The 14,509-nt window shown below is 47.3% G+C and carries 7 protein-coding genes; all 7 read right to left on the reverse strand.

Annotation, left to right across the window (positions count from 1 at the left end; genetic code table 11):
• Positions 1-8: 8 nt before the first annotated feature.
• The gene (locus tag FEN17_RS00795; protein ID WP_138363419.1) at positions 9-4,412 is read right to left on the reverse strand and encodes a CusA/CzcA family heavy metal efflux RND transporter; all 4,404 of its coding nucleotides are present in this window, start codon (positions 4,410-4,412) and stop codon (positions 9-11) included.
• An 88-nt stretch (positions 4,413-4,500) separates the two neighbouring features.
• On the reverse strand, positions 4,501-4,821 hold the full coding sequence (locus tag FEN17_RS00800) for a DUF6660 family protein (protein ID WP_138363420.1): 321 nt from the start codon (positions 4,819-4,821) through the stop codon (positions 4,501-4,503).
• Positions 4,822-4,931: 110 nt separating this feature from the next.
• On the reverse strand, positions 4,932-5,324 hold the full coding sequence (locus tag FEN17_RS00805; RefSeq protein ID WP_171037800.1) for a T9SS type A sorting domain-containing protein: 393 nt from the start codon (positions 5,322-5,324) through the stop codon (positions 4,932-4,934).
• A gap of 2 nt (positions 5,325-5,326) precedes the next feature.
• Entirely contained in the window at positions 5,327-9,817 is a 4,491-nt protein-coding gene (locus FEN17_RS00810) for a M4 family metallopeptidase (protein WP_138363422.1), read from the reverse strand.
• 214 nt (positions 9,818-10,031) lie between these two features.
• Positions 10,032-10,739, reverse strand: a complete 708-nt coding sequence (locus FEN17_RS00815) for a T9SS type A sorting domain-containing protein (RefSeq protein WP_171037801.1) — start codon at positions 10,737-10,739, stop codon at positions 10,032-10,034.
• A 333-nt stretch (positions 10,740-11,072) separates the two neighbouring features.
• On the reverse strand, positions 11,073-12,068 hold the full coding sequence (locus tag FEN17_RS00820; RefSeq protein WP_138363424.1) for a phage tail-like protein: 996 nt from the start codon (positions 12,066-12,068) through the stop codon (positions 11,073-11,075).
• Between the two features lie 153 nt (positions 12,069-12,221).
• On the reverse strand, positions 12,222-14,450 hold the full coding sequence (locus tag FEN17_RS00825; protein ID WP_138363425.1) for a DUF7133 domain-containing protein: 2,229 nt from the start codon (positions 14,448-14,450) through the stop codon (positions 12,222-12,224).
• Positions 14,451-14,509: the final 59 nt, after the last annotated feature.

A 14,509-nucleotide genomic window follows, 5' to 3' on the forward strand; every position in this document is an offset into this window, starting at 1 on the left:
TGAAATTGCTACTCCGCTAACCCTGCCAAATACTCCACTTCCACCACCGACTGGTTATATGTGTCCAGCAAATCCACATATCTCGACTGAATGTTCAGCGCGCGGTTAAGGGCCTGGGCGTATTCCACGTAACCAATTTCGCCGGCTTCATAACCTTTCGCGGCGTTAATTCTCAGGGTATCAGCGAGTCGCAATGTTTTTTCTTCAAACAGCCGAAGACTTTCACTGGCATTCTGGAAAGATTGTAAGGCCTGCTGAAATGCGCTGCTCATTTCCAGTCGCGCGTTGGCCAGCTGCGTTTGCCCCAACTTTTCGCTCAACTCCGCCGCGCGGATCCTCGCTCTGGGCGCAGCGCTGAAAATCGGCACCGAAACGCCGATTTGAAAACCCTGGAACCGTTTTCTGGCGCCATAATAAACTTCCGGCCCCGACGTATTCTGAAAACCTATCAGCGACTGGTTGAAATAACCGACCGTAAAACCGGGCAGGAGCGAAGTGCGCAGGACTGCGGTAGATTTTTGTTCAATCAGAATTTGTTGGTAGAGGTAGCGCAGGTATGGGTTCGCCGACATGCCCGAAGTATCGGTCAAAATATTTCCTAAATTTCTGCGGGACAATGTATCTCCCTCAGGTTCAACAGGCTCGGTGCTAAAAACGAGTGTTTGCAGTTGCTTTTGCAGATTCGATTTCTGTCCGCGGTTTTGCAGTACCTGCGTTTCGATTTCACCCAGGCCACTTTCGGCTACGGAAACTTCCAGCTGATTGGCTTCTCCTGTTTTGTATCTTAATGTTGCAGCCTTAAAAAATCGTTGCGCACGCAGGTTTTCTTCTTCCAATAATTTCTGCTTTTCCGAAACCGCCAGCAACTGATAATAGACACTTTTTACTTTTCGTACTAGTCCTGCTTTGGTCAGGTCTGCCCCGGCCTGCGCGCCATTCACCTGCTCGGAAAGCAGCTCCCGACGCCTGGCAGCCACTTTCGGGTGCTGAAAAGCTTGGGATGCGTTCAACTGGTTATCAAATTTGCGGCTGTTATATTGACCGCCCATCCATGAAATTTCCGTTTTCGCCAGGTCCACAGCCGTACCGGTCAGCGCTTTTTGGTAATCCACCTGATAACCTCCGGATTTCAGAGAAAGATTTTTGGTAACTGCTTCTTTGATAGCTTGTTCAAGAGAAATCTTCCTTGCGGCAGGAGCTAAATTTTGCGCTTTTACCTGTGGGGAAACCATCGTTGCCGCAGAAATCAAAGCGAGAACTACAAGCGATTTTGCCACAGCAGGCGCAAATCTTTTTTCAATCATCAAATATAAAACCGGCAAAACCAGCAATGTCAGCAAAGTAGCCGAAACCAACCCTCCGATCACCACTGTGGCCAGTGGCCGCTGCACTTCCGCGCCTGCGCTGGTGGATAATGCCATCGGTAAAAAACCCAGTGATGCCACCAGGGCCGTCATCAAAACCGGACGCAGGCGGGTTTCGGTGCCTAGCAAAATGATCTTTTTCAAATCGTTTTCACCCTCTTTTCGTAAAAAGTTAAACTCCGCGATCAGCACGATACCATTCAAAACCGCCACGCCAAAGAGTGCGATGAAGCCGATTCCCGCCGAAATACTGAAAGGCATATCCCGCAGCCAGAGGGCAATGATGCCGCCGATGGCCGACAGCGGGATAGCCGTCAAAATCAGCAAACTTTGGCGCAATGAGTTAAATGTGAAGTATAACAAGATGAAAATCAATAACAAAGCAATTGGCACTGCGATGCTGAGACGCGTGTTGGCCTCCTGCAGGTTTTCAAATTGTCCACCGTAAGTGGCGTAATAGCCGGTCTGCAGCTTGATCTGACGATCAATTTTCGATTGGATTTCTCTTACAATACTTTCCACATCCCGGCCGCGCACATTGAATGCCACGGTGATGCGCCGCTTGGCATCCTCACGCTGGATCTGGTTGGCGCCGGTTTTCATTTGTATTTCGGCGATCTGGCTGAGCGGTACCTGCTCGCCCTTTTCCGAAGTGATAAACAAACCGCTCAGATCCGAAACGGCGCGCCGGTCGGCATATTTTAGCCTGACAACCAGGTCATAGCGTTTTTCGCCTTCATAAACCAGCCCGGCGCTGCTGCCCGCAAATGCGGTACTGATGGCACGGTTCGCCTGCGCAATGCTGATCCCGAATGTGGCAAGACGGTCGCGGTCGAAGGTAACGACGATCTGCGGAAGCCCGCTGATTTCCTCGACGTACACATCCTGTACACCTTTCACTGCGCGCACCAGCTTCCCGATTTTACTGGCCTGAGCCGCCAGCGTATTCAGGTCTTCACCAAAAATTTTGATCGCAACATCTTGTTTTACACCCGTCATCAGCTCATTAAACCGCATTTGAATTGGCTGCTGAAAGCCGAATGTTACACCTGGAATCGATTCATTGAGCACTTCCTGCATTTTTCCGGCGAGTTCCTCCCGGCTCGCCGCTTTCTTCCACACCGACCGGTCTTTCAGGATAATCATCAAATCGCCTGCTTCGACAGGCATCGGGTCGGTCGGGATTTCCGAGGAACCGATTTTTCCAACTACCTCAATTACCTCGTCAGGAAAATTTTTATTGATCAGCCGCGCGGCTTTTTGAGCGGCATCGATGGTTTCGGACAAGGAGCTGCCGGTTAAAAGACGCGTTTCCACGGCGAAATCTCCTTCGTCGAGCTGTGGGATAAATTCGCCTCCCATATTCAGGAACAACCAGATACTCAGTCCAAAAAGCCCAAGTGCCGATCCGACAATGATTATTCGCCTGCGCATCGCAAACCCGAGAGCAGGTAGGTACAGCCTGTGAAAAAAGCCCATGATCTTGTCGGACACATTGGGTTTGTGTTCAATTTTTTTACTTAAAAACAGGGCAGAAACCATGGGAATGTAGGTTAATGATAAAATGAATGCGCCCAGGATCGCGAAACTGACCGTTTGCGCCATGGGCCTGAACATTTTTCCCTCGATCCCGACCAACGCGAGGATCGGCAGGTAGACAATCAGAATGATAATTTCACCGAAAGCTGCGGAATTCCGGATCTTGGACGCTGATTGGTAGACTTCCTCGTCCATTTCCTGCTGGGTTAGCCTCCCTGGCGAAGAACCGGGCGCATACTTTTTGCTGACAATGTGATGCAATGTCGCCTCGACAATGATCACCGCGCCATCGACGATCAGCCCAAAATCGATCGCACCAAGGCTCATGAGGTTCCCCGAAACACCGAAAAGGTTCATCATCGCCACCGCGAAAAGCATCGCCAGGGGAATCACCGAAGCCACTACGAGCCCGGCCCGCAAATTGCCGAGCAAGAGTATCAGCACAAAAATGACGATCAGCGCACCTTCAATCAGGTTTTTGGAAACGGTGTGAATGGCATTGTTTACCAGCTTAGTGCGATCCAGAAAAGGCTCTATCACAACACCTTCTGGCAGCGATTTACGAATTTGCGCGATGCGGTTCTTGACATTCCCGATCACTTTGGAAGAGTTTGCGCCTTTTAACATCAATACCAGGCCGCCCACTACCTCGCCCTCATCATTACGGGTCATCGCCCCGTAACGTACCGCGCTGCCAAATTGTACCGTCGCAATGTCGCGGATGAGTACGGGTAATCCGTTGGAAGTGGTTTTGACGCGGATTTTGGCAATGTCCGCCAAGCTGCCGATCAGGCCTTCGCTGCGGATGAAATAAGCATTGGGTTTTTTGTCGATATAAGCGCCGCCGGTGTTTTGGTTGTTTTGTTCGAGGGCGTCGAATATTTCGCTGACGGAGATTTGTGCGCTTCTCAGTTTGAGCGGGTCGATGGCGATTTCATACTGTTTTAAAAATCCCCCGAAGCTGCTCACATCCGCGACGCCCTCGGTACCAAGGAGTTGCCGCCTGACGATCCAATCCTGGATGCTGCGGAGCTCCATGGGTGGATACTTTTTTTCAAAACCCGGCTTGGTATGAAGCACATACTGATAAATTTCGCCGAGACCCGTGGTGATGGGCGCCAGCTCGGGTGAGCCAACACCGGCTGGAATTTGCGCGGTTGCAGTCGAAAGTCGCTCCGAAACCTGCTGCCGCGCCCAGTAAACATCGGTTTGTTCTTTAAATACAATGGTCACGACCGACAGCCCGAACCGCGAGATCGAGCGGATTTCTTCCATATTCGGAATGGTCGCCATCGCAGTCTCGACCGGGAAAGTCACCAGCCGCTCCACCTCCTGCGCCGCCAGCGACGAACTGGTGGTGATGACCTGCACCTGGTTATTGGTAATGTCGGGAACGGCATCGATGGGAAGCTGCGTGAGCGAATAACCTCCCCAAACAAGCAGCGCAACCGTAAAAATGCCGATCACCAGCTTATTATGTATGGAAAAATGAATGATTTTATCAAGCATGAGAAAATAGCCAACATGTGAGAATGAGCCACCATTGCCGTCGGCTTAAGCCGACGGAAAATGAAAGAGAGCAATAAAACAGATAGTGCTAAATCCTGGGCGGCTGCCAGATAGAGGTGAGATCGCCGGTTAATTTTCCCGGGAGATATGCAAAAGTGATTTCTTCAAAAGAAATAAAGGAAGATAAAAATGGTACGGAAGGAAGCTGCGGCTGCAAAGTAACCCCGGCACAGCAGGCGCAAATGCAAAACGGGGAACAAAGATCCATTTGGGCAGGATGCCCTTGATGCGTGTTGGCTGCAACCGTACTGACCGAGACAAGCGCATTCTCCGAAGCTTCATCCTGGCAAGGCATGCAAGCCAGCAGCATCGTATAAACCGACAAAAAGATCAGTACCCATCGCGTCATTTTGTAAAGGTAAGGGAGATGGAAGTGCAACAGGTAGGCAAGAAGGGATTATGAAATAAAAAGAGCCCCCGACTGGTTGGTCAGAGGCTCGGATTTTGCGTCGGGCGTTACTATTTGATTACGGCTAGTTTTTCAGAATAAACAAGTTTGTCTTTTCGAAGCGATACAATGTACTGACCTGCCGGAAAAGTGGACACATCCAGATATTCATCGTCAAACTTTTTGTTCACGACAACTCGGCCAAGTTCGTCATAGACGAGTAAAATCGCACCGTTAATGTCAACAAATTCAGCCCTGTCGCCCAAAGCAACTTTCACTGTTTTCGATGCTGGATTGGGATACAAAGCCAGCGACCCTTTGATAATACGCGAGACATCGTAGCTTGGGTAAAAATATAGTCTTTCATTTTCATCTTTTGACTTGTCCTGCGCTTGCTGAGCAAGTACTTCGCAACTCAGGATTGATAATACTGAAATGGTCGTAATTATGAAATGCTTTTTCATTTTCATGGGAGTTGATAGTGGAATTGAATTGTTCTTTTTGCATTCTTCACACGACCGGGGAAGTGTGGGTCAGCTGGTACGGTTGGGATTGTCTTGTTTAAAGTCCAGCTTCCGCCGCTTGCAGGGCGCTTATATTCCTTGGCATTCAAGATAATTTTCGGGCTGGCTGCCGGATCAGCACAGTTCTGGCACATGCTGGTAATTTCTAACTCCACGGTGTAGTCACCAGTTTGGTCTTTGATCTGCCCGTTCATATTGCCATTGTATAGTTGTCCCTCGCCCGGCACAAAATCTACTTGCAACCACATGTCAGTGTTAGACATGCCAGTGCCTACAAAATCGAGGTTCCCATCAGGCCTGAATACTTTAATTGAATAATCAAAATTATGGAAACCTGTGCCATCTTTAAGAAGGTCTTCAACTTCGAGGGTGAACCCCAGGTCAAATTCGTCAGGCTCCTTTTCCGTTTGGAACTGTGAAGCTGCTAAGGGACCAATGCAGCCATAGCTGCTTTTGGTTCTGACTCCCCACTTGTAATTCTTTTCAAATTCCAGGTTAGGCACTGTAGCGCCCACATTCCCAACTTCCATATCAGTGACAATGTTTTCTAAACCATTGTTGTTTTTGACTTTGGCGAGCGAAAATAGATAGCTGCCAGTGTTGGTTGGGTCGAGCCACTTAAAATGAATGCTGTTATCATTGTCAAAAGGAACAGTTTGGGCCGAAGGAGATAGCGTAGTCACGGCAGGCGGGCTTACTTTATACCCCGCCACAGCTTCCGGTCCGAATACCCAGTTGTCATTGATATCTTTCACGCCAGCACTGATTTTTCTCAGATATTGGCCTGGATACTCGCTGGCGCCATTTATCTGGACGGGGCTGGATCCGAAGGTGTAAATACCTTTGGCTATTTCCTGATTATTTAATGCATTGACTATTCTATATTGATACCCTGTAGCACCTTTCACCTCTCCCCATGCCAGCGATACCGTGACGCCGGGGTCGATGCAGTTTTCAGGGCTCATAGCTGGTTTTGCTATCAAGTCTTTGTCAACTTTAAAGTGAAAGCGCGGTGGTATCTCGCCAGTTTCTTCCTCAGGCATGAAAGGTTCTACCGCCGAATGCATGGGGGCGAATGTCCAAGCGTAAATATGCTTGTCTTCCAGGAGTTTAAGGCCATTTACCCAAAATTCTGAAAACGGCTTTTCGCGTGAATCAACCACATCCATTGCGTCGTCCTGGTCTCCATTAAAATAAAAACGGTGGTAATATTTGTCCGCCCTATCATTCAGATCAGCTGTCAGCTGAAGGCTGCCAATCATAGGGACATGTTGCCCATCCGCCGGTTGAGAAAGTTGAATTTTGGGCGTATCAGTTTTAAAATTTTCTATGGCGCTTACCTCTCCATAAGCATTGGGCAACGCTTCCTTCTCTTCTTCCTGAAAAGGCAAAGTCTTGCCATCGGCCAGCACATGTACCGCCCATTCAGACCCGAGCCGGCGACGTGCCGTTACATTCCAGTTGTAAGAAGTGTTTTTTGATAGCGCGAGCGTTTTGCTGATTACTTCCTGAGCATTATCGGGATCAAACAGGGATTCATGTGTTATGGTTTGGGGAGTGACCTTGCCGCTTAAATCTGTAACATTTAGGTCATATCCATCCGCTCCCTTTACGACTTCCCAACTGATAGGGCTCTTCCAGGCTGGTATCTCGGTCCCACCCTGAGGGACCAAATTAGAAACTGCCTTCACATTATCGGTCTTGAAATCATAGGTGATTGTCCATTTAATTTTGCTCTGCAACTGCTCGCAAAAAACCGGATCATCGGTGACCGGGCAACCCAGTCTTGGGTCTCCGCTTTTGCTCAATCGCGAGTGAATGTAGTAAGTCTGGTTGGGTTCGAGGTTGACATAACCATATACCATTGAGCTCATTTGGTTGGGCGCAGCGCTGCTGACAAATTGGTAAACAGGGGCCTCACTATCATTGAACGTAGGGCTCTTACTCACTTCAAAAAGCCTTTCACTCTCGTAAAGCGGATATTCAACTTCGGTACCCACTTTCACAGTCCAAGGATATTCAGAGTCGCCTTCATCCGGTGTATGTTTCAATGTCGAAGCATAATCAGGCAAGCCCAAAACCGCTGCCCAGGCATCGTAAAAGGCAATATATTCTTTTGGCTTCGAATTGATGAAGTCGCCAGGTACCACGTCGTGGAGAACCTTCAGGGTAATGGCGCGGAATTCTTCGATGGTGGAATTAACATTGGAAGCCATATAGGCATCCCAAAGAACTTTAACTACCAGATCTAAATCCTGCGGAAAAATAGTGTATTTCAGTTCCGGGTATTCATCCGTACTGTATTGCTCTGCTCCGTTACCCAATAGCTCGTAAAGTTTTTCTAAAATACCCGCATTTCTTTCAGCAAAGTTATCGTCCCAATATTGGCCCTTGTAAACAGCGGCTTGTCCATAACTTTTTGGAGAAAAGAAGTCTTTGTAATAGCTGGGATCGCTTTGATCAGAAAACAAAGTCCAGATGTCATCTGCCTGAGGGTTTTGCACGAATTTCTCATAGTCCCTCTTAACTTGCAAAGCGAAAATATTACCTAGGCCGGCAACGATCGTTTTCCATTCTGAACTGGATTGCTTATCCTGAGACTTTCGAAAAAAGTCTATTAATTTAAAGTAGGACTTGCTTAGATGATCCCTATTAACTGATATTTCACTCATCGGCAAGTGTATTTCAAAGCGTTTTTCCAGTGTTTCTGAGGGGTTGTACTTGATGATTGAAACATTGCCTGGTTCAACAATCATGTTCATGTGGAAATTGCCATTTCCGTCAGCACCATTTTGGCCGAATCGATTTTCGAACCAATCTCGGCACAACTGAGTAAACTTAAAAATGCTGACACCGTATTTTGAAATCTCTAAATTATTGCCATCAGAAAATATGCCGTCTCCTTCCCAGTCAATAATGTCATTTCCTCTCGCTCCGTAAAATACATTGATTGGATTTAGATTTTCGCAGTCACGAAGAAATGAAACCTGAGAAATTTGAGAATTGATATTGATAGAACCGTCTGCTGACTTAATGTTTGTTAAAACGCCCAAAGAGGTGGTAACGTTCTTCGTAGAGCAGGCGATATTGGAGATCTCTGGAAATACCCCAACAGAATTCCATGCATTTGTTAGTTGGTTATATGCGTATGAGTTATAGCCATATCCGTACTCAATCAGGGCATCTAAAGTAGCGCGGCGCAAATCTGCATAAGTCGCCGAAGTTGTCAGTTTTTTTGTGAAGGATTTAAAAAAAATCTTTAAGGCAAGAAGATATGAAGCTTCAATATCGCCTTGGATTAGAGGCTGAACGTTAATTCCGCTATTGGTTGCGCCGTTGACTAAGCTATAAAAGACGAGCGTTTCGACACTACCGTTGGTATGTTCTTCGTAGTTGGCAGCACTCGGATCACTTTGATAGTACTGGCCTTGAAAATAATTAGGCAGGCCGTAACTTAACGGATCGTTGAATGGGTTAGAATTAATGTTATAGGATGATAGCTCCCATTCTGTTTGCCAATGTCCTCCATTCAAATGGCCAACCTCAGCCCAGTCACTAAAAGAGAGCCCCAATATATCTGCAAAACCTTCATCCAGCTCTCGTTTTGTCGGTGACGGGTCTCCCTGGTTCAAAATAGTTGTTGCATATTGGATGATTCCATGCGTCATTTCGTGTCCGACGGTCACACGGGTAATTTTAAACTCATTCAAAAAAGGATTACGTGGGATATGAATTTCAACCTCTTCATTGTCAAAATAAGCCAATGTAGTTTTATCGGCATTGTCGGCGTCAATGATGATAGAAAGTGGTGTTTGTCCAATCCCATCTATTCCCTTCCAACCTTCACCATATTCATCTTTGAAAGTTTCAAACAGGAATTTGTTAAATTTTTGGGCCGCTTCAAGGGCGCTTATAGCCGTGAGATCATTAAAGTATTTCACAGGATTTTCAGCCGTAGAATTTATTTTTATCAGCGTATTAAATGGTCCCTGGTAATTTGCTTGATTATTACCTAACGGAATAATGCCAGCAAACGGACGTAAGATGCTGTTGGCTAAACCGGCAACCTGAATTGGGCCGTAAAGGGCGAGCGAATGGTCAACTGGTGATGACAAAGCCAATCCTGTAGTATAACCTGGATCAAACGGTTTGGGATCTATTGAGCTGAACTCAGTATTTGGGGTAACTAGGTAAGCTTGACCATATACGTTCTGATTTCCGTGAAAGTCTGTTGGGACATTTGTGATCAAGTAAGTAACCGGATCGTAAAGCTGGCCAAGTCTTCCAGGAATAATGGGTGAATTAGGTTCGATAAATTGTTGAGGTTCATACAATAGTTGCCCGTAGGCAGCTGGCTTGATCATACAAACACAACATAGAAATAGAAGTTGCAACCAGTGTTGATGCTTCAACCCGCAATAGACTTGTTTCATAAATAAATGTTTAGAAGTTATTACTAACCCCAAACTTCCAAAACCTCATTCACCAAAAACGAATCCGTTGAACTAACGGTAGGACTAATGAACTAACGGTAATGACAGGGGTAATTACAAAAAAAAATGGCAGGTAAAACCCGCCATTTTTAAGCATTCACAACACACACTATCTCAACGCAAAACAAGCTACGTTGTAAGCACTGCACACACACTATCTTTTGATCACCTTGTTGGTGACCGAAGTTCCGTCTTGCCGGGTGGCTTTGATGAGGTAGACTCCGGCTGGGGCGTTGCCCAGGTCAAATGCTTTTTTGTTTGCATCCGGGCCGGGCACGAGAGCGATAGGGAGCGCCCGGCCGTTTGCAGTGTAAATTTCTATCTGATGATATTTCGTCCAGTCCGGCAGCTCAATGTGTAATTTCGATGTGAACGGGTTTGGATATACGCTTAATGTTTCTTCTTCTTCAAATTCCAGCGACGCGATCCTGCTGTATGCAAATGTTCCGTCGTTATCGATCATTTTCAGGCGGTACAGGTTCTCTCCATTCAGCGGAGCATTGTCGGTGTAGTTGTAACTGACGTTTGTTTTGCTTTCGCCCCGGGCTTTTACTTCTGCAAGCGCTTCCCAGCTTTTCCCGTCGCCACTCCGCTGAATTTCGAAATGATCACTGTTGCTTTCCTCTGCTGTTTCCCAACTTAATACGGCAATGTTTTCTTGTTTGGTTGCTGTGAATTGGATTAAGGTTACTGGTAAAATGCTGTTTGTACCTGTGGCTGTAATTTTTAATAAATCTTGTGTGAAAAAATTATGGTCAACAATGTTATCTGAGGTACTTACATTTCCGATTGCAGTTGTTACCCAATGTTCTGTTTCATTAAAGTATGCGATTTTTAGATCAGACTCCGCAATTCCATTCAACTCAATCTCTTCATATTTAATCCCAATATTACCACTGAAATTGATTGGCTCATTGAAAGTGTAAACTCTTTTGATACTCCCACTCGGTGATCCGGCTACCGGCTCGTCTAAAACATTTATTGTTTTGTTTTCCCAAATAGTATTGTTGAATGTTGGTTTGAAAATGAGACCGTCAATTGCTATTGTCGAGTTTGCAGCTACGAAGAAACTTTCTCCGGAAGCGAATTGAGCATTAGATCGTTCTATAATACATAAGGACAGAGTGATGCCTAATTTAACCAAATCTTCTATTTTTAAAACCATATAATACAGTGTTGACAATGTAAGTGGAATCTATAATTTGATCAAAAGATGACCGCTGAAGAAGTTAGCTCGCTCTTGAGTGTAGTATTCGTAATAATCACTGGTTGAACTGTAAACTGAAATATATACCTGATCACCTTCGAGTAAATAGACATCTGTTGAAAGTAGCTCGCTGCTCGCTTCCGAAATTTTTGTGCTATTTCCACCCCGTTTTACAACTAGAGCAAAATCCACTTTTGCACCGAGATTAGTTAAACGTGTGAGCATTGCATCGAAATGATAAATACCGTTTTTTGGGGCTACGAAAGAGTTCTTTGGATTCCCGTTGAAATCGTTATAATTATTTCCTAAATCATAATCTTTTCCTGCAAACGGAATCTGCGTTTCAACTTGCCCTGCAATTTTTTGCCCACCATTACCCTTCACCCCACTTGCCCGAAAAGCAACTGCCCCCTCCCATGTCGCATTCCCACTCGCGTCACTTGTTAAAACCTTTCCAGCACCAGGTGATTGCGCTGATCCCGCAATCTGAATTTTTCCACTCGTTTTAAGAGCGTAACCCTGAACATTATGAACCCGAAGCGTAGCAGAGTTAGCGTTGTTTGAGTAATTTTCAAAGTTTAAAAGTTGATCCTCTGCACCTGTTCCTTCATAAGGTAGGCTCCACTGATTAAGGCTTCGCCAGTTTGGGCTTGCCGTTGTTCCGCTATTGTAGTAAAATCCTGTCCCAGCGTACATCGCCGCATTTGTGTTATAAACTAGGAGAGCAGTTGCTGGATTGGGGACGCTGGTCTTGTCTGACTTGCTGAGTAGAAGTGCACTAGGAATAAGAAGCCCTTTTTTGAAATTACCATAAATATGCAGTGCTGCACTAGGATCGGGATCGGTCGTCCCGATCCCAACACCCTGTGAAAATGTATTTTTAGAAAAGAGGAAAGTGAGTAGAAAAATGAAGAGAAGGGAAAATCGATTGTCGTGTACGCTTGGTGGCGTGAATGTGCGGGTGTTGGTATAGTTCTGTCTCATTTTAATGCCTCTTAGTGTGGATTAGAAATGTGTTTTTGAAAACCTGAAACAAATATGTTCAGGCTTTCAAAAATTGTCCTAATCCGTTTAACTAACGGCAGGAATGAGTGAACTAACGGGCAGATTTACGCTTTCCGGGAATCAGGATTCGAATTACTTCTGTAACTCTTCCAAAGTCCAAGCTTTGTCCCGCGCCGCCGTTTTTTCGCGGATCGATTTCACAGCTTCAGGACGGATCGCGGGCGCATTGCTGAATTCATAGCGCACATAACTCGCTACGGCTGAGATCCATTGGTCGTCATTGTCTTTCATCGACGGCATTTCGGTCGGGTAAGTTTGGCCTTCAACCGGGCCCGAAAGGCCGTGCAGCAGGATGTAGACAGCGGCATCCGTGTTTCGTGACAGCCTTTTTGAGCCTGCAAGCGGGGGAGCAGTTTTGCTTGCCACTCCTTTCCCGTCAGCCCCGTGGCAGGTGGCGCACAGCGACTTATAAATGACCGAACCATTCATAACCAATGTTCTGTCCACGGCATCAAGCCTGCCCAGTTTCTGACCAAATTGTTTGGCATCATTGTTCTTTTCAATACTCCGCACCGCGCGGCTGAAAACCGGATTTCCCTGGCCGCTTGCCACAATGTCGTCCGATAACTTTCTGGCTTCCTGCGCTTTGCTGTTCGCCAGCGAGAAAATCATTTGCATGCGGACATCGTTGCTCGGATCGGATTTGAGGGAGGCGAGGCCGCTAAGCATTTGCGCATCCTTTTTCAGGTAAGGCTCCGAAAGTTTTACCGCCGCTTTCCTGATCTCCGGGTCCTCGTCCTTCATCGCGAAGGCCAGCAGTTCCGGGTTTAATGCTTCCAGGCCTTCCAGCGTCCACAGGGCATGCAGTCTTCCCAGCGCCGACGTTTCCTTTGGATAACCAGTTGGTTTTCCGTCGAGTATGTTTTTCAATGCCGTGATCACTGACGGATCGTTTCTTAGGATCAGCTCCTTTTGCGCATTGTCGCGCCACCAGCCATTGGGGTGGGCAAGGTAACTGACCAGTTTTGCGGAAGATTCGTCCAGCATTTTCGGTTTCGGTCCGGGCTGCATGCCGTCGTACACCATGCGGTAGATTCGTCCGTGCTGAATGTTCTTGTCGAAGCCCAACCGTTGGATCTGCGGCCTCAGGTAACTTTTGGGGCCGGTCCAGTTTCCTTCCTGGATAATGCCGCGGTTCATATCCACCAGGTAGAGGCAGCCGTCGGGGCCGGTATACATATTCACCACCCTGAAATTCATGTCCACCGAAGCCACAAACTCGGATTTGTCATAGGCATTTTCCAAGGTAATCTTTCCGTTCTTGTTGATTACTTTGGCGCGGCGGATCAGTCGTCCCACCGGCTCGCTGATGAGCAGATCACCTTGTAAATCAACAGGTAACCGGTCGCCGCGAAAAATTACCTGGCCGCAGCTGGCCGTAAAATGGTTTAATGTGGTATCGGGACGCAGGCGTTTCAGGCCGCCTTCCACGTCGGGCGTTTTAATGATCGGCCACACCGCATTAAACTCCTCGGAATACTGGTCGTCAAATTCCATCCTGCCGTAAACCGGGTTGATCTGGAAACCCAGCGCCGGGGTTTCGCCACCTGCCGAGGAGAAGTACAGCCGGCCATAATTATCGTGCGTCAATCCCCACTGCCCGCTCGACCCGCTGGGGATGGAATCCGCTACCAGCATGCCTTTTTTGTAGCGGAACCTGACGGGGTCCACGGCCATATAAATCCAGTTATCGATATTCCAATCGAGGCCACTGCGCTGGTGTTCGAGGTTTCCGGGCGATTTTTTACCAGGCGTATACACCGGCCTTTTCACATCCGCCACGCCGTCTTTGTTGGTATCCTTATAGCTGAAAATGTCGTACGTGTCGGTCTCGTTCACCAGTAGCTCACTGCCGACGCAAAGCAGCATCCGGGGCAGCAGCATCTTGTCGATAAACACCGAGCTTTTATCCATTTTGCCATCATTATTGGTGTCTTCCAGCAACATGACGCGGCTGGTCGGCGCGTGCTCGTCGGTACCTTCCACGTCCTGCATATACGTATTGAGCTCGGCCACGTACATCCGCGCATTTCCGTCCCAGGCAATCGCCACCGGCTCGTGGATCATCGGCTCGCTCGCCACAAGTTCAAGGTGGTAACCTTTGGGCAGCTTAAATGTCTTGATACTCTGCTCGGGCGTCAGGTAATTTGGCGACGGATTGTCGGTAAAAGTCGGGATTGCGCTGACGTCCTCGTCGGTGGTTTTCAGCATCTTATCCGAAGTGCCCTGCCGGGATACCTGGCATGTTACCATAATGAAGGCTATGGCGACGGTGGCCAGGAGGAATTTTTTGGTTTTCATTGTTGGGGAAAAGGATTAGCAGGTTAAGGAATGTTGGGTAGTTCCTTAATAAGGCATAT

This window comes from Dyadobacter luticola (genome assembly GCF_005860805.1).
Lineage (GTDB): Bacteria > Bacteroidota > Bacteroidia > Cytophagales > Spirosomataceae > Dyadobacter > Dyadobacter luticola.